General features: G+C 67.1%; 16 protein-coding genes. 6 read left to right on the top strand and 10 right to left on the bottom strand.

All coding sequences use genetic code 11. The annotated features are described in order from the left end of the window. The first annotated feature begins 52 nt into the window (after window positions 1–52). Window positions 53–1,177: a LacI family DNA-binding transcriptional regulator gene (locus IEY07_RS17570; protein ID WP_308422954.1), complete on the top strand. Its 1,125-nt coding sequence runs from the start codon at window positions 53–55 to the stop codon at window positions 1,175–1,177. A gap of 9 nt (window positions 1,178–1,186) precedes the next feature. On the opposite strand, the gene IEY07_RS17565 is transcribed toward IEY07_RS17570, so the two are convergent. Then, window positions 1,187–1,900: an SDR family oxidoreductase gene (locus IEY07_RS17565; RefSeq protein WP_229670250.1), complete on the bottom strand. Its 714-nt coding sequence runs from the start codon at window positions 1,898–1,900 to the stop codon at window positions 1,187–1,189. 303 nt (window positions 1,901–2,203) lie between these two features. Here IEY07_RS17565 and aspS point away from each other — a divergent pair, with 303 nt between their 5' ends. Beyond that, window positions 2,204–3,493: an aspartate--tRNA(Asn) ligase gene (gene aspS, locus IEY07_RS17560; RefSeq protein ID WP_188896712.1), complete on the top strand. Its 1,290-nt coding sequence runs from the start codon at window positions 2,204–2,206 to the stop codon at window positions 3,491–3,493. 57 nt (window positions 3,494–3,550) lie between these two features. Here aspS and IEY07_RS17555 read toward each other — a convergent pair whose 3' ends face one another. From IEY07_RS17555 to IEY07_RS17520, 8 genes are all read right to left on the bottom strand, one after another. After that, the gene (locus IEY07_RS17555; protein WP_188896711.1) at window positions 3,551–4,141 is read right to left on the bottom strand and encodes a TIGR03086 family metal-binding protein; all 591 of its coding nucleotides are present in this window, start codon (window positions 4,139–4,141) and stop codon (window positions 3,551–3,553) included. Between the two features lie 31 nt (window positions 4,142–4,172). Beyond that, window positions 4,173–4,967 (bottom strand): ABC transporter ATP-binding protein, encoded by a 795-nt coding sequence (locus tag IEY07_RS17550; RefSeq protein WP_229670247.1) that lies wholly within the window; start codon window positions 4,965–4,967, stop codon window positions 4,173–4,175. Further along, on the bottom strand, window positions 4,964–5,809 hold the full coding sequence (locus tag IEY07_RS17545) for an ABC transporter ATP-binding protein (RefSeq protein WP_188896710.1): 846 nt from the start codon (window positions 5,807–5,809) through the stop codon (window positions 4,964–4,966). Before IEY07_RS17545 ends, IEY07_RS17550 begins: the two co-directional genes overlap by 4 nt. Further along, window positions 5,809–6,717: an ABC transporter permease gene (locus IEY07_RS17540; RefSeq protein ID WP_188896709.1), complete on the bottom strand. Its 909-nt coding sequence runs from the start codon at window positions 6,715–6,717 to the stop codon at window positions 5,809–5,811. Before IEY07_RS17540 ends, IEY07_RS17545 begins: the two co-directional genes overlap by 1 nt. After that, a complete protein-coding gene (locus IEY07_RS17535) occupies window positions 6,714–7,790 on the bottom strand; it encodes an ABC transporter permease (protein WP_229670245.1) in 1,077 nt (358 codons plus the stop codon). Before IEY07_RS17535 ends, IEY07_RS17540 begins: the two co-directional genes overlap by 4 nt. Before the next feature lie 7 nt (window positions 7,791–7,797). Next, complete coding sequence (locus IEY07_RS17530; protein WP_188896708.1) at window positions 7,798–9,381, bottom strand: ABC transporter substrate-binding protein; 1,584 nt, start codon at window positions 9,379–9,381, stop codon at window positions 7,798–7,800. A 128-nt stretch (window positions 9,382–9,509) separates the two neighbouring features. After that, window positions 9,510–10,271 carry an alpha/beta hydrolase gene (locus IEY07_RS17525; protein WP_188896707.1) on the bottom strand — a complete coding sequence of 254 codons (762 nt, stop codon included), beginning with the start codon at window positions 10,269–10,271 and terminating at the stop codon, window positions 9,510–9,512. Window positions 10,272–10,345: 74 nt separating this feature from the next. Next, a complete protein-coding gene (locus IEY07_RS17520; protein WP_188896706.1) occupies window positions 10,346–11,314 on the bottom strand; it encodes a TIGR03557 family F420-dependent LLM class oxidoreductase in 969 nt (322 codons plus the stop codon). A gap of 368 nt (window positions 11,315–11,682) precedes the next feature. On the opposite strand from IEY07_RS17520, the gene IEY07_RS17515 reads away from it, so the two are divergent. From IEY07_RS17515 to IEY07_RS17500, 4 genes are read left to right on the top strand one after another with little or no spacing between them, the layout of a single operon-like run. After that, complete coding sequence (locus IEY07_RS17515; protein WP_188896705.1) at window positions 11,683–12,960, top strand: ABC transporter substrate-binding protein; 1,278 nt, start codon at window positions 11,683–11,685, stop codon at window positions 12,958–12,960. Window positions 12,961–12,962: 2 nt separating this feature from the next. Further along, window positions 12,963–13,931, top strand: a complete 969-nt coding sequence (locus IEY07_RS17510) for a carbohydrate ABC transporter permease (protein ID WP_229670241.1) — start codon at window positions 12,963–12,965, stop codon at window positions 13,929–13,931. A gap of 2 nt (window positions 13,932–13,933) precedes the next feature. Next, a complete protein-coding gene (locus IEY07_RS17505) occupies window positions 13,934–14,803 on the top strand; it encodes a carbohydrate ABC transporter permease (protein ID WP_188896704.1) in 870 nt (289 codons plus the stop codon). 43 nt (window positions 14,804–14,846) lie between these two features. Next, window positions 14,847–16,088 carry an ROK family transcriptional regulator gene (locus IEY07_RS17500; RefSeq protein ID WP_188896703.1) on the top strand — a complete coding sequence of 414 codons (1,242 nt, stop codon included), beginning with the start codon at window positions 14,847–14,849 and terminating at the stop codon, window positions 16,086–16,088. 82 nt (window positions 16,089–16,170) lie between these two features. Here the strand turns inward: IEY07_RS17500 and IEY07_RS17495 are convergent, their stop codons facing one another. Continuing rightward, window positions 16,171–16,722 carry a DUF6069 family protein gene (locus IEY07_RS17495; protein WP_188896702.1) on the bottom strand — a complete coding sequence of 184 codons (552 nt, stop codon included), beginning with the start codon at window positions 16,720–16,722 and terminating at the stop codon, window positions 16,171–16,173. Window positions 16,723–16,957 lie beyond the last annotated feature (235 nt).

The following is a 16,957-nucleotide window of genomic DNA, read 5'->3' as shown; positions in this document are numbered from 1 at the left end:
CGCGGAGTGGAACGGATCTCCCGATAGGCTGAGCCCTGCCCGGAGTGGTCGTGTGGCAGCTGATCCCGCCGGACCCGGGACCGGCGAGTTGGGAGGCGACCACGTGACCGAACGAACCCGCAGGCAGCGACCCAGGTCGTCGCAGACGGTGAGCCTTGACGACGTGGCACGCCTTGCCGGGGTTTCGACGATGACGGTCTCGCGAGTCCTGAACAACCGAGGATCGGTCAGCGGACAGACCCGTGACCGGGTGGTCGATGCGGCCGAACAGCTCAACTATCGCCCCAACCTCGCGGCCCAGGCGCTCAGCAGCGGTCGGTCCCGGACGATCGGTGTGGTGACGATGGAGGGAGCCGTCGACGGCCCTACCTCGGCACTGGCGGGCATCGAACAGGGTGCCCGGGCCCTCGGCTACTCGGTCACCATGTCGATCCTGCCGGAGCTGACGCCGGCCTCGATCGCCGATGCAGTTGACTATCTGCAGATGCGGTCGGTGGCGGGGATCGTCGTCAACGCCCCGCACGTCGGGCTCGATGACTCGCTGGTGACGGCGCTGTCGACGCCGATGGTCGCCATGGAGGGCATCGAAGGACACACGCCGGTGGTCGCCGTCGACCAGCACCGGGGCGCCGAGCTGGCCACGACCCACCTGATCGAGCTCGGACACCGACGGATCTGTCACATCGCCGGGCCGCAGGATCGGTTGGAGGCGGTGGAGCGCAACCTCGGCTGGCGGGACACCCTGGCCGCCACCGACCTGGAACCGGCCGCGATGCTGGTCGGGGACTGGTCGCCCGCATCCGGATACGAGCTGGCTCGGGAGGCGATCCGGGACCAGGACGTGACGGCGATCTTCGTGGCCAACGATCTGATGGCGATCGGCGCGCTGCGGGCCCTGCACGAGGCGGGCGCCGCTGTGCCGGCGCGGGTCAGCGTGGTGGGCTTCGACGACATCGCCGAAGCCGGATTCCTGACCCCGGCGTTGACCACGGTGCACTACGACTTCTACGAGCTCGGCCGGCGGACCTTCCAACAGCTGCTGACCGAGGTGGCCTCAACGGAGTCCGGCGATGGAGGCGGCGGTTCGCAGGGGCGCCGGGAGAAGATCATGATGGAGCCGGCGCTGGTGATCAGGGAGAGCACAGCCCGGGTCCCGCGTGCGGGGCGTCGGCGCTGAGGCCGGCGGTCAGCGGGTCGCGCCGACGAAGATGATCTTGTCCGGCGTCGGCGCCAGGGCTGCTTCGGCAACCCTGGCAGCGAAATCGTCGATCGTCGGGAGATATCCCGCTTCGGCCCGGCGGCTGGTGATCAACCCGGGGCGTACGCGATCCAGCAGCTTGGCGGTGATCGTGCCGTCGATCAGGTCGCCGCTGACCACGACCAGATCGATGCCGTGCTCGGCGTAGTCCGCCCGGCGGGCCACCAGGGCGCGTTCACCGGCGTTCTTGCTGGCGGCGATCGGTTCGTACTCCGGCAGTGTGGGCTGATCGCCGAAGAAGTGCGCTTCGTGACTGGTGACGAAGACGATCCGACCGCCATTGATCATTGTCTGGCTGGCGAGATCGGCGAGCCGGACCTGGGCGTCGCGGTTCAGTCGCAGCGCGTAGTCGGCTGCCACGTCCCGCTCCAGGCCACCGCTGGCATTGAGCACGAGGATGTCCAGGCCACCGAACTCGTCCTGGATCTGCTCGACCATGGCAGCGACCGCTGCGGCGTCGGTCAGGTCGGCGCGGACTGTCAGTGCCCGGCGGCCGAGCTCGCGGACCTGATCGGCGACCTTCTCGGCCCTGGCCGCCTTGTCGCGATAGTTGATCACCACGTCGACGCCGGACCGGGCCAACTCCAGCGCGGTCGCTGCCCCGATACCTCGGGAACCTCCGGTGATCAATGCGATAGCCACGCCGACAGTGTGCCCTGTCGCAGTCGCACCGCAGAATTCCGGTTGCCTCGCCACCCCGGCGCGTCCTACCGTTCTGCCAACGCGATGACGGAGACAAGTAGCCCGGGTCACCGTACGACCAGAGAGCCGCCGGCAGCTGGAAAGGCGGCCGTACGCCCCGGGTGAAGACAACTCCCGAGCTGACGTTGGACAAAGAGGCCTGCCGGCCCGGTGTCGTACCGGCAGGCGAAGTGCGGTGGCACAGCGATCTCCCTTATCGCCCGCACTCCCGAGGGATCACTCGATGTCCTTCAGGAGGACATGATGGTCCACCACCAAGAGCGCCGCGTGCTTGCGGCCGAGCTGCCCCGGCACGCCGGGGAAACCGTCGAGATCTCCGGATGGGTGCACCGCATCCGGGAGCTCAAGTCGGTGATCTTCGTGATTATCCGGGACCGGTCCGGTCTGGCCCAGGTCGTGATCACACCACCCTACGCAGCCCCGCCCGAGGAGTCCGTCGTACGGATCAGCGGCCGGGTGATCAGCAACCCGCAGGCACCAGGCGGTGTCGAGTTGGGCGAGCCCGAGATCGCGGTGCTGTCGCCTGCCACCCAACCGCCGCCGTTCGACCTCTACCGGCCCAAACTCACGGCCACCCTGCCGACGATCCTTGATCATGCACCGGTCTCGCTCCGGCATCCCCGGCTGCGGGCGACCCATGCGATCGCCGCCGCGGCTGTCGGAGGTTTCCGGGGAGTCCTGGACAGCCAGGGATTCACCGAGATCCACACGCCCAAGATCGTCGGGTCGGCGACCGAGTCGGGCGCCAACGTCTTCCGGCTGGATTGGTTCGGCCGCCCGGCCTACCTGGCCCAGTCACCGCAGTTCTTCAAGCAGATGATGGTCGGTGTCTTCGAGCGGGTGTACGAGACCGGTCCGGTCTTCCGTGCCGAACCGCACGACACCGCGCGGCACCTGGCCCAATACACCAGCCTGGACGCCGAGTTCGGATTCATCGATGATCATCAGGACGTGATGATCATGGTCCGACAGGTGATCGCCGGTATGGTCGCCGCGGTCGCCCGATGCCGCTCGGAGGTGGAGCTGCTCGACATCGCACTGCCCGATGTGCCGGCTGAGATCCCGCAGCTGCACTTCGCGGATGCCATGGCCTGGTTGGGAAAGGACCATGACGGACAAACAGTCGATCTTGCTCCTGCCGACGAGCGGGCGTTGGGCGAGTGGGCGGTGCGGCAGCACGGCAGCGACTTCCTCTTCGTCACCGGCTATCCGATGGCCAAGCGCCCCTTCTACACCCACCCGGAGCCGGTCCGGCCGGAGTATTCCAACAGCTTCGACCTGCTCTTCCGCGGATTGGAGCTGATCACCGGCGGGCAGCGGTTGCATCGGCACCAGGACTACCTGGAGGCACTGGCCGCCCGGGGTGAGCCGACGGAGCCGTACGAGGGCTATCTGGCGACCTTCGCCGCCGGGATGCCGCCGCACGGCGGCTTCGCCCTCGGGCTCGAACGGTTCGTGGCCAGGATGATCGGTGCCGACAATGTGCGGCTCGCGACGCTGTTCCCGAGAGATCTGCATCGGCTGGCCCCCTGAGATGCCGTGGGGAAGATCGCGCCGTGTAGTCGCGGCGTGATCTTCCCCACCAGAGGATCAGCCGACGGGCGACCAGGCGATGTCGCGACCCAGCAGGGCCAGATAGCCGGCCAGGGTCGGTTCGTCGCCACCCGGTAGCGCGTGCGCGAAGGCCGAGCCCGGGCGGTCGCGTTCCGGCCCGTCGGAGATCTGCCGGGCGACCTGGTACGCCGCCGCCAGCGTCGCCGGGCTGAATCGCACCGGACCGCCGATGGTGGCGGCCACGTCCCACCCGTGCGCCACGGTGTCGACCAGATGGGCCCGGACGACGACAGCGCTCGGCAGCGGCGTCGGCGCAACTTCCGGCAGCCAGGCGGAAGGCGGCAGCTCAGTCAGCAGCCGGTCGCGTACGGCCTGGATCGAGGCGAATAGGTCCACCCGACCGGGACCGACGGGGAGTGGCCGCCAGGCGTCGAGATCCTCGGCAGCACCGGACAGCGAGGCTGCGATCCCGCGGTGCTGGCCGGTCATGTGGTCCAGCAGGGTCGACAGATTCCAGCCGGTGCAGGGGGTCGGCAGGCCGAGCTGATCGTCGGTCACCTGCTCGCAGACTTCGTTCAGGGTCCACAGGGCATCCAGGGCCAGTGCTTGCCCAATATCGTAGGTCACAGTCGATAGTCTACATAGGTAGATGAATAGCTCAATCCACCAGTTCATCGATCTCCGGGAGCCTGCCGAGGCCGTCGGCCACCGGGATCGCCTTCAACAGCCGCTTCGTGTAGGGCTGCTGCGGATCGTTCCAGATCCGCTCGGTCGGGCCCTCCTCGATGATCCGCCCGGAGCGCATCACCAGCACCCGGGTGGCGATCAGTCGGACGATCGCCAGGTCGTGGCTGATGAACAACAGCGAGGCGCCGGCGCGGACGGCGACGTCGCGGAGCAGCGTGGCGACCCGGGCCTGCAGGGAGGCGTCCAGGGAGGCGATCGGCTCGTCGCCGATCAGCAGGTCCGGGCCGGAGGCGACCGCGCGGGCGATCGCGATCCGCTGTCGCTGGCCGCCGGAGAACTCGTGCGGGAAGCGGTTGACCGCCGACGGCTCGATCTCGACCTGGGCGAGCAGCTCGGCCACACGCGGGGCGTCCCCCGGGTTGATCTTGCGGGCGTCCTCGATCTGCTGACCGATCCGTCGCCGCGGGTTGAGGGAGGCGTACGGATTCTGGAAGATCATCTGGATCCGCAGCAGGCTCTGCTCCCGCTTACGCAGTCCCAGCCGGCCGACCGGGGCGCCGTCGAAGCTCACCGAGCCTGCGGACAGCCGTTCCAGCCCGCAGACGGCCCGGGCCAGCGTCGACTTGCCGCAGCCGGACTCGCCGACCAGCCCGACGACTTCACCGGAGCCGATCTGCAGCGAGACGCCGTCGACCGCGGTCAACGAGTGCCCGAGGCTCTGCCGGTAGGTCACACTCGCCCGGTCCAACACCAGTCCATCGGTCACGACCGGGCCTCCTTGTGATCAGACGGCCCTTGATGATCGGGGAGGGCCTCGATCAGCGCCTTCGTGTACGGGTGCTGCGGGTTGCGGATGACGTCGTAGCGGCGGCCGTTCTCCACCACCTTGCCGTTGCGCATCACCGCCACGGTGTCGGCCACGGCCGACATCACCCCCAGGTCGTGGGTGACCAGGATGATCGCCAGCCCCAGATCGTCGCAGAGGTCGCGCAGCAGCCGCAGCACGCCGGCCTGGACGGTGACATCCAGGGCAGTGGTCGGCTCGTCGGCGATCAGCACCTTCGGTCCGCAGGCCAGTGCGGCGGCGATCGAGATCCGCTGCAGCTGCCCGCCGGAGAATTGGTGCGGGTAGCGCTTCAGGGCGCCGGCCGGGTCGGGGACCCTGACCTGCTCCAGCAACTCGATCGCCCGTTCCCGGGCCTGGCTGCGGGAGACCCCGCGGTGGTAGCGCAGATGATCGGTGAGCTGGCCCTGGATGGAGATCATCGGGTGCAGCCCGGCCGACGGATCCTGGAAGATCATCGCGATCTCCGCACCCCGTAGCCGGTTGATCTCCCGCTCCGCCATCCCGACCAGTTCACGGCCGGCGAAGCGGATGCTGCCGCCGACAGCGGAGTTGTGCGGCTGCAAGCCGCAGATCGCCATCCCGGTCATCGTCTTGCCGGATCCGGACTCGCCCGCCAGCCCGGTGACCTGTCCCGGCGGCACCTCGAGATCGACGCCGTCCAGGATCATCGTGCCGCCGATCGAGAGAGTCAGCCCCGAGACCAGCACGCCGTCCGGGCTGAAGGTCCCGCCGGCCGGTTCTGGGGCTGATCTCTGGCTCATCAGATCGACCTCCCGCCCACGGTCCGCTGCGAGCGCGGGTCGAGCACATCACGCAGCGAGTCGCCCAGGAAGTTGAAGGCGACCACGATGCTGAAGATCGCCATCCCGGAGAAGGTCGCGATCCACCACGACGAGAACTGTTTCACGCCGTCGGAGACCATCGATCCCCATTCAGGGGTCGGCGGCACCGTACCCAGGCCGAGGAAGGACAGGCCGGAGAAGAGCAGGATGGCGTTGCCGAAATCCAGCGTCGCCAGGACCAGGATCGGGGCGATCACGTTCGGCAGCACGTCGCGGATCAGCGAGGTCGCCACCCCGGCGCCGAGCAGCCGGCCGGCCACCACGTACTCGTTGTTGCGGGCGCCGATCACCATGGATCGCATCACCCGGGCGTACTGCGGCCAGCTGACCAGCAGCAGCGCCAGCACCGCATTCTGCAGGCCGGGGCCGAGGGCAGCGGCGACCACCATCGCCAGGATGATCGTCGGGAAGGCGAAGACCAGATCGGTGATCCGCATGATCACCTCGTCGACCACCCGGCCGAGGTAGCCGGCCAGTGCGCCGAGGATGCTGCCCAGCACCATCGACAAGATCACCAACACGATCGCCAGGGGCAGGCTGACCCGTGAGCCGGCGATGATCCGCGACAGCACGTCCCGGCCGAGGGTGTCGGTGCCGAACCAGTGCGCCGCTGACGGTGCCGTAAGCCGCGCCGATCCCTGGGCGAGCGGGTTCTGCGGTTCCAGCAGCGGCGCGAAGATCGCCACCAGCAGCCAGAGCGCGATCACCACCGACCCGATGATCATCAGCGGTTGCCGCCAGATCCGCGGCCAGCGGAATCGTCGTCTGGCTAGCAGGGCGTCGAAATCCGAGGCGCCGGTCTCGGGCGGCTGGGTCAGAGTGCTCATCGCGTCCTCACCCGCGGATCGATCACACCGTAGAGCAGATCGACGATGAAGTTGATCGTGATGTAGGTGACGCCGACCAGGACGCCGACGCCCATGATCGCCTGCAGGTCCAGGGTCGTCGAGGCCTTGAAGGCGTACTGTCCGATGCCGTTCCAGGCGAAGATCGTCTCGGTGAGTACGGCTCCTGACAACAACGAGCCGAAGGTCAGACCGACGACGGTCAGGATCGGCAACAGCGCACCGCGTAACACGTACCGCAGCACGACCGTGCGACCCGGTAGTCCCTTGGCGCGGGCGGCCACCACGTATTCGTTGCCGAGCACGTCGAGCACCGAGGTGCGGGAGAACCGCGCCAGCAGTCCGACGGTGTAGAGCACCAGCACCGAGCTCGGCAGCACCAGGTGCGAGACGGCGTTGGCGAAGACCTGCCACTGGCCGGCCAGCAGGGCGTCGATCGTGTAGAAGCCGGTGCGGTCCGGTGGCGGCGAGAAGTCGGTGCTCAGTCGGCCGGACCCGGGGAACCAGCCGAGCTTGTAGAAGAACACGAAGTAGATCACCAACGCCAGCCAGAAGGTCGGGGTGGAGATGCCGATCAGGCTGATCACCCGGATCACCTGATCGGCGATCCGGCGATGCCGCAGGGCGGCGACCAGACCCAGCAGGACGCCGAGGACGGTCGAGACGATCAGGGCGCCCAGCGCCAGTTCCGCGGTCGCCGGGAAGGCGGTCCTGAGGTCGGTCATCACCGGGTTGTGGGTCTGGGTCGAGGTGCCGAGATCAAGGTGCAGCAGGCGTACGAGATAACGGCCGTACTGCACCGGCAGCGGCTTGTCGAAGCCGTACTTCCGGTTGAATTCGGCGACCACCTGCGGATCGGCCGCCGCCCGCTCACCCAACGCGGCGGCAGCGGGGTTGGCCGGCACGAGATTGCTCAGGATGAACGTGACCAGGGTGACACCCCAGATCAGCAGGATGCTGAGCCCGAGCCTGATCAGGATGTAACGCAGCAACGGATGCCCGTAACGACGGCGAACCGCCGGGTCGATGATCGACCCGCCGGCCGCCGGGGCCACGGAGGACTCAGTGGATGTCACCGAAGCTGATGCCGAGCACCGGGTTGGGGACGACGTCCTTCAGCGAGGTGGCCGCGACCGTGATGCTGGCCGGCTGAAAGAGCGGGATGAACGGGCCGTCGATGTTCATCTGCTTCTGCATCGCGATGTAGGCCGCCGACCGGGCCGCGTCACCGTTGGCGGCACTCGCCGCAGCGGCCAGCTTGGCGTCCTTCTTGCCCCGCGCGGTGGTCCACTGGGCCCGCATCGCCAGACTCTGGTCGGGCGTGAAGACCAGATAGTCGGCCGGGTCGGGATAGTCGGCGCCCCAGTAGGCGATCCCGGCCTGCATCTTGCCGCTGCGGAAGGAGTCCAGCGACGTCGACGACGGCTGCGGGTTGAGCTTGAGATTGACCCCGACCGCCTTCAGCTGCGCCTGGACGGACTGCACGATGTCACCCATCTGCGCGCTCCCGGCCGAGACGTCCTCGGAGTACAGCACCGAGATCGTCTGGCCGCTGTAGCCGGACTGGCTGATCAACTGCTTGGCCTTGGCGAGGTCGTAGCTGTTGGCCGGATCGGACTTGAGGCCGCCCAGAAAGCTGACCGGAACCATCCCGCCGGGCTGGATCGCGCCGGTGCCGGCGAGGTCCAGCAGCTTGGAGTAGTCGATCGCATGCCGGATGCCCTGGATGAAGGTCGGATTCGAGACTTCCTTGCCGTACTGGGGATCCATGTTGAACCACATGAAGATCGTTTCGGTGCTCTCGTCGGTGAGCACGCTGGCCTTGCTCTTGTCCAGATCCTTGACCTGGTCCGGGCCGAGCGAATAGGCCAGCTGGGCGGTGCCCGCCTGGACATTGACCTTCTGGGTCGAGGCATCGACATTCTGCAGGACGACCCGGTTGTAGGTCGGCTTCGGGCCGTCGTAGTGCGGGTTGGCCTTGAAGACCACCTGGCTCTGGGCGTTGTACGACTCCAGCTCGTACGGCCCCGAGCCCTCCGAGTGCCCGTCGAGCCACTGCTCCGCCTTGTCGTCGGTGCCCTCCGTGCCGCCGTGGGCCTTGACCTGCTTGGAGTTGACGATGCCGAGCGATGTGTTCGGGAGGATGTAAGGAAGCTGCGGGTTGGGGGTCTTGCTGACCAGCTTGACGGTCTTGTCGTCAACCTTCTCGACGTCGACGCCGTCGAGCATGAAGGACGGGTTGCCCTTGATGCCCTGGAGCCGCTTGAACGAGAACACGATGTCGTCCACGGTGACCGGTGAGCCGTCGGAGAAGTGGTGGGTGCCGTCGAGCGTCAGGGTGACCGTCTTGTTGTCCTTGGAGATCGTGTAGCTGCACAACTGGGGAATCAGGTCCTTGACGGAGTTGCCCTTGAAGCCCAGCACGGTCTGGTACAGCTGATGCACCACGGTCCCGCCGGTGAATTCGAAGCTCCTGGCCGGGTCGGCCGTCTTCAGGTCGAAGGTGTCGTTGGCCGTCAGTGTCTTCGTGGCCTGGCCGTTGGCGCTGGTCCCGCCGCCGTTGTTGCCGTCACCGCAGGCCGTCACGGCCCAGCTCACGGCAGCTGCTGCGGCCACAGCCGTGATGATCTTGATGGATCTGTTCATGCCCCGCTCTTTCAGTGACACCCGGGCGACCGGGGCGGCCACGGAGTCGGCCAGCTAGGACACTAGGGGCATATCCCCATGATCGACAGCAGAGCGACGGCATTCTTAACAACGACGAAACACGCTGCTCACTCCTCGTCGTCCTCGGGAAGCCAGCCGAGTCCGTCCAGCCAGGTGGCGCAGAGGTCCTGCCACTGGGCGACCCCCGGCTCCTCGTCGTCGGCGAGCCCGAGGCCGTGCCGGCCGTGGTGGAAGACGTGGGCCTCGAAGGCGATGCCTGCGACCGCCAGCGCGGTCATCATCTCCAGGGAGTGCAGCGCCGGTACGCCTTCGTCGTCGCTGGTGGTCCACAAGAAGCACGGCGGAATGTCCTCGTCGACCCGCGCCGCCGGAGACAGGTCCGCCAGCAGCTCGGCGGAGGCGTCGCCGAGCAGGGATCGCGCGGAGCTGCGGTGCAGGTTGGGGATCCGGCCGTCCAGGGTGTCCCGGAGGTCGGTCACCGGATAGCAGAGCACGGCGGCATCGGGTCGGCCCGCGAAACTGGCCGGCGCCGCTCCGGTGACGTCGGCGGAGTCGGTGGCGAGCATGCCGGCCAGATGCCCGCCGGCCGAGAAGCCCAGCACACCGAGGTGATCGTCGGCCACTCGCAGGCCGGCCCGTCCGGTTCGCAACGCTCGCAGGGCATCGCGGCCGTCCAGCAGTGCCGCCGGGTACGCGCCCTCGCCGACGGTGTAGCGCAGCACGGCCGCGTGCAGTCCCAGACTGTTGAGCCACCGGGCGACGGGCTCACCCTCGTGCTCGGCGAGCATCTGGTAGCCGCCACCGGGGAGCACCAGGATGGTGGGCCGGGCGGTGTCGTCGACGGCGTACGGAGTCAGGTCCAGCGGCATGGCCGAATCCTGTCACGCGCTCGGCCGGCCACGGCCCGGGGACCGCGGGCTCGGGCCGGTACGGGGCGTCCGGGTCAGCCGAAGGCGTCCCGGAGCTTCTGCAGCAGCGGCTCCGCCGCCTGGTCCAGGAATTCTTGCTGGCCCTGATCGCCGGCCTGGATCAGCGCCAGATCGGTGAAGGCGGCCTCCTGGTACGGCCGCACCGCCTCCACGACGGCATCCAGGTCCGGGCCGCACGGGATGCTCTCGGCGACATCGTCGGGTCGTACGAACTGGCTCGCCGCGGCGAATCCGGCAGGTGTCGGTAGATCGGCGTTCACGCCCCAGCCGCCGCCGAACCAGCGGAACTGATCATGGGCCCGGGCGATGGCCGCATTGCGATCGGGATCCCAGCAGATCGGCAACTGGCCGATCTTGCGCGAGGCGCCGTCGTGGACCCGGTCCCAGCTGCTGACCACCTCGGCATCCGGTTGCACGGCGATCAGGTGATCAGCCAGTGGGGCGAACTGCTGCACCGACGATTCTCCGGAGACGGCGATGCCGATCGGGACGCCGTCCTCGGGGGCATCCCAGATCCGGGCCGAGTCGACCCGGAAGTAGTCCCCCTCCCAGGTGATCAGCTCGCCGCTGATCAACTTCTTGATGATCATGGTCGCCTCGACCAGCATGTCCTGCCGCTGGGCGATCGGCGGCCAGCCCTCACCGGTGACGTGCTCGTTGAGATTCTCGCCCGAGCCCAGTCCCAGGATGAACCGCCCGCCCGACAGCACCTGCAGGGTGCTGGCTTTCTGGGCCACGACCGCAGGGTGGTAGCGCTGCGTCGGGCAGGTCACGTAGGTGGCGAGTTCCACCCGTTCGGTGGCCTGGGCGACCGCGCCCAGGACGGTCCAGGCGTACGGTGCATGGCCCTGGCTCGTCAACCAGGGCGAGAAGTGATCACTGGAGACCTCGAAGTCGAAGCCGGCCCGCTCGGCCGAGACGGCATAGCCGACGAGTTCCCGCGGTCCGCTCTGTTCGGTCATCAGGGTGTATCCGAATCGCATGCCCGTGGGTTACCCGAAACTTGGCCGGGTCCACGCGGCTGAGCACCGGATCTCGCCGCAAACGGGGTCGGCGCGAACCGCTTGCTGAGGAGTCCGAGTTGCTGGGCAACCATTCCTGCGGAGGTCGTTCTCGCTGCTGAAACTCCAACGTGTCCGCCCACAAGCTGACAGCGGACCGGATGACTGTGATCGAGGAGCACCAGGAATCCAGGGGCAACAGGCGCAGATCCATAGCATCCACAAGAATCGCTTGGGTATCGAATCCGGGTAAGGCCCTTGACACCATCGTCGCTGCCACTTAACTTCAGGGCTTATTCTTTCGCGTCGAATAACGACGCGGGGTTCAAGGCAGAACGATGGAGACAACGATGTCTGACAATCGGCCATTGGCCTCGTCGCCTTTCAGCAGGCGACTCTTCCTGGGCGGCGCGGCGGCAGCCTCTGCGGCAGCACTCGGCGCCTGCGGCTCCAATCACGGTTCCGGTTCGAGCCAGGGCGCGGGCGGCAAGACCGCCATCCAGCAGTGGTATCACCAGTACGGCGAGTCCGGCACCCAGCAGGCCGCCAAGCGGTATGCCGCCGAATACAAGGACGCTGCGGTCACCGTGCAGTGGATCCCCGGCGACTACGACACCAAGCTCACCAGCGGCCTGGCCGGCAGCTCTGGCCCGGACGCTTTCGAGTATCACCTCAGCCGTGCGCTCGTGACCTCCAACGAGGTCGTCGAGTTGACCGATCTGATCGCCGACGTCAAGGACGACTACTCCGACGCCGACCTCGGATCCTGCACCGTGGACGGCAAGATCTACGCGATCCCTATGATCGACGACCCGCAGTTGATCTTCTACAAGAAGAGCCTGCTCGAGGCCAAGGGGATCTCGTCGATCGAGACCCTCGATGATCTCGTGTCGGCCGCGAAGGAGTTGACCACCAAGGACGTCAAGGGACTGTTCTCCGGTAACACCGCCAACAACGACGGCGGCGCCCTGGTCGGCCCGGTGATCTACTCCACCGGCGGGAGGTATCTGACCCAGGACATGAAGATCGGCTTTGACACGGGGCTGGTCGCCGATGCGCTGCTCAAGCTCCGGCAACTCGGCACCGACAAGTCGCTTTTGTTGGGTGCGCCGACAGACTGGACCGATCCCGGCTCCATCCAGAACGGCCTATGTGCCATGCAGTGGATCGGCATGTGGGCGGTGCCGACGATGTCCAAGGCGATCGAGGATCTGGGCGTGATGCCGTTCCCGAAGGCTGCCCCCAACGGCCAGCCGTCGGTCGCCTCCGGCGGCTGGTCGGCGATGGTCAGCGCCAAGTCCAAGCACATCGACGAGGCCAAGGCCTTCACCAAGTGGCTCTGGGTGGACAACACCAAGGACCAGGAGGATTGGAGCCTGAGCTACGGCTTCCACATCCCGCCGCGTAAGAGTCTGGCCGCCAAGGCGACGAAGCTGCAGAGCGGCGTCGCGGCGACTTGCGTGCAGCTCAATGCCGATCATGGCGTGCAGAATGACCCCAACTGGACGCCGGCGATGGGCACAGCCCTGACCGACGCAGTGACCAGGATCGTGGGCAAGGGTGCGGACCCGGAGAAGGAACTGGCCGCCGCGGTGAAGAAGATCAACACCGAGCTCCAGAAGTTCTGATCATGGTCGGCGCAGCGATGCCGTCCAGGGTGGTCACGGACAGGCCGTCGACCAGCCGCACCGGTACAGCCGTGCCGGTGCGGCGGATCCGCGGCCAGCGCTGGGCGTTCTGGGCATTCATCACCCCCTTCCTGGTAGGGCTGATCGGTTTCGTCTACGTGCCGATCATCTGGAGCGCGGTGCTGAGCTTCTTCGACGCCCAGGGCACGGTGGTCCCGACCCGCTTCATCGGGCTGGCCAACTACAAGCGGATGCTGACCGACGGTGCATTCACGTCAGCGCTGCTGACCTTCACGCTGTTCGCCGTCTTCATCGTGCCGACCACCTTCATCGTCTCCCTCGGGTTGGCCATGATGGTCAACCGGATCCAGGCGGCGCGCGCATTCTTCCGGTCGGTGTTCTTCCTGCCGACCGCCTGCTCCTACGTGGTGGCATCGCTGGTCTGGAAACTGTCGATCTTCAACGGCGTCCGATTCGGACTGGCCAACCAGGTGGCAAGTCTCTTCGGCTCGGATCCGATCGCCTGGCTGTCGACGATCAACCCACCGCTCTACTGGATCCCGATCGTCTCGGTCCGGCTGTGGCTGCAGTCCGGCTTCTACATGATCTTGTTCCTGGCGGCCCTGCAGAATATCAATCCTGAGCTCTACGAGGCAGCCTTCGTCGACGGCGCCAAGGGCGGCTGGCAGCTCTTCCGGCACATCACCCTGCCACTGCTGCGCCCGACGGCCGTCTCGGTGCTGCTGCTGTGTCTGATCGCCGCCTACCAGGCCTTCGACGAGTTCTACAACCTACTCGGCAATGCCGAGTACGCCCGACCGCCGCTGGTCTACTTGTACTATCTCGCCCTCGGCACCCAGCAGAACTTCGGCCTGGGCAGCGCGGGTGCCCTGATCCTGGCCGCGCTGATCGCGATCGTGACGATCCTGCAGAGCAGGCTGCTGGGCTTCGGCAGCAAAGGGGAGAGTTGATCATGAGCGCTGCACCGCTGAGCAATGTCGTCGGCCTGCACCGCGGCGGCCGGGCCAGGGCGCTGGATGTCGTCTCCTGGGTCGTCCTGGTGATCGTCACGATCCTGTTCCTGTTGCCGTTCTACCTGATGATCCGCAACGGGCTGTCCACCACCCAGTCGCTGACTTCGCCGGACTGGTCCTTCTTCCCGACCCATCCGCAGTGGCGCAACTTCACCGATCTCTTCCACAGCCCGGACATCCCGATGCTGTCGTCGTTGAAGAACTCGGCGATCATCGCGGTCTTCAGCACCTTGGGCACGTTGTTGATCTGCTCGCTGGCCGGCTATGCGCTGGCAAGGATCCCCAACCGGGCGGCGACGCCGATCTTCTACGGCGTGATCGCGACGCTGATGATCCCGGGTGCGGTCACCTTCGTGCCGAGCTTCATCATCGTGTCCTCGCTCGGCTGGGTCTCCGACTACCGCGGCCTGATCATTCCCGGTCTCTTCAGCGGCTTCACCGTTTTCCTGTTCCGGCAGTACTTCCTGGCCTTCCCCAGGGAGCTCGAGGAGGCGGCACGGGTGGACGGGCTGGGCCACTGGCGTACCTTCTGGCGGATCGTGATCCCCAACAGCGGCGCCTTCATAGCCGCCATCGCGGTGATCACCTTCATCGGCAGCTGGAACGCCTTCCTGTGGCCACTGGTGGTGGCACAGGACCAGAGCGCTTGGACGGTGCAGGTGACGTTGTCGACGTTCATCACCGCCCAGACGGTCAACCTGCCGCAGCTGTTCTGTGCGGCGATCATCTCGATCCTGCCGCTGATCCTGGTGTTCGTCTTCCTGCAGCGCTATCTGGTCCAAGGTGTCGCGCAGACCGGGATCAAGTGACAGGATCGAATGACTGGGCTCCGGCAGTCGGAATGAGGTGGACGTGGTCGCCGGCCGGACGGTTCGTGATCTCCGCCACGACAGTCGGTTCACGCTGCTCCGGTCGATCTACGCGGCCGAGACGGTGACGCGTCAAGATCTGGTACAGCAGACCGGACTGAGTTTTGCCACGGTTTCGAATCTGATCAAGGAACTCTTGTCGGCCGGGATCATCGTCGAGGCGAGCCGCGAGGACTCCAACGGCGGCCGCCCGCGGGCACGGCTGCGGCTGGCGCCCGAGCGCGGCCTGTTGGTCGGTGTCGACGCCAGCGAGACGTACGTGCATGTCGACGTCTTCGATCTGGCCATGCACCGGGTCGGCCGGCACGAGCACCCGATCACCGAGGACACCACCGATCCGGAACGGGTGATGGCCGAGATCGCCACCGGGGTGCGGACGGCTCTGCGCCGACACCGAGGGACCGACGTGCTGGGAGTGGGGGTGAGCCTGCCGGGTCAGGTGGAGCCGGAGGTCGGGGTGTCGCTCTTTGCGCCGAACTGGGGCTGGAAGGACGTTCCTGCCCAGCGGATCCTGCAGCGCAGGCTCAGGCGATCCGTCCACGTGGACAATCCGCTGAAGGCGGCCACAGTCGCCGAGCTCTGGTTCGGTCACGGCCGGCAGGTCTCGGAACTGGTGACCGTCAACCTGGGCACCGGTATTGGAGCAGGGATCGCGTCCGAGGGCCGGTTGATCCGCGGCGTCTCCAACAACGCCGGCGAGTGGGGACACACCACCTTCGTCTACGACGGCCGGCCGTGCCGCTGCGGCCGGCGTGGATGTTTGGAGGCCTATATCGGCTTCCCGGCGCTGATGGCGCAGTTCGCCGAGCGGTATCCCGGGCACCGGTATCTGCGCGCGAGCGGGCAGACCGGATTCCTGGCAGCTTTCCGGGCCGGGCTGATGGCTGACGAGCCGGAGGCGTTGTGGCTGGTCGACCTGCTGGCTGATCAACTCGGTGCCGGGCTGGCCGACCTGGTCAACATGCTCAATCCACGGCTGATCGTCCTCACCTCATGGGCGGCGCTGGCGCTGGCGCCGTGGCTGGTGCCGAGAGCGAGGGCGCGGATGCTCAGCGAGGCGATCACCGGCTCGGCGATCATGGTCGACCTGGTGATCACTGCGGTCCCGCACAACCCGGTCTCCACCGGGATGGCCGCGTTGGCGCTCGAGGAATTCCTGGACAGCATCGGGCTGCCGAGCAGGAGCGGCCGCGTGCTGCGTGACCGGGTGGTGCCGACCGCCTGATCACCGCCTGATCACCGCCTGATCGCGCCATGATCAAGCCATGATCGCGCCGTAATCAAGCCATGATCAGCACCGCCGTCGGTCAGTGGTGATTCCCGCCAGGGAAACCACGGTCGGGAGGCTCCTCGTCCGGATAGCTGTGGTAACGCGACCCGGGATGACCGGGTTGGTTGTCCGGGCGGTCGGGCAGATAGCGGATCGCGGCGCGGCCGATCCCGGACAACATCACCGCCACGACGCCGCCGGCGATCAGATAGACCGCCGAGGTGAGGAGGCCCGGCAGCCAGCCGCTGTGCACCAGCATCTCCTCGACGATCATGCCGACCACGAAGAGGCCGACGATCCAGGCGAAGTAGCGACGTGCCTGGGTGGTGCTGACCAGCAGCAGGTGCAGCAGCGCGGTCGCCACCAGGGCGAAGAGGGCCGTCGCGGCCGCCAGGGCGTTCGCGTGGATGTCCACCTCGCCGCCGCCGAGCCGGTTGACCGAGGGAACAGCGAAGATCGTACGGGCGGCAACCACGCCGGCCCAGGAGATCGCTGCGGCGACGATCGCGGTGGCGACTCCGCCGACCCAGATCCGGACCGGATCAACCCGCAGCCGCATGCCGATCGGCGGGCCGGTCCTTCCGCTCATGGTGTGCTCCCGTCATGCCTGAACCGCTGCTGGCCAAGATGGAACTACCGCCTACCCGCTGATCGTAGACGGGCGACCGCTCACGGCTGGGATTCCAGGACCCGGGAACCAGAACCGCCTCCGACCGGTCGGTCAGAGGCGGTTTTCGGTGGGTCGGGGTGACAGTGTTCTGGCTCGGGACATCGGAATGGGGTGTCTCAAGTCATCGGTATAGGTGTGTCGCACGTCTTCGGCA

The organism is Microlunatus endophyticus (genome assembly GCF_014646195.1).
Taxonomy (GTDB): Bacteria; Actinomycetota; Actinomycetes; order Propionibacteriales; family Propionibacteriaceae; genus Microlunatus; species Microlunatus endophyticus.
Note: the sequence above shows the minus strand (reverse complement) of the source record. Positions and strands in the feature narration are given on the sequence as shown.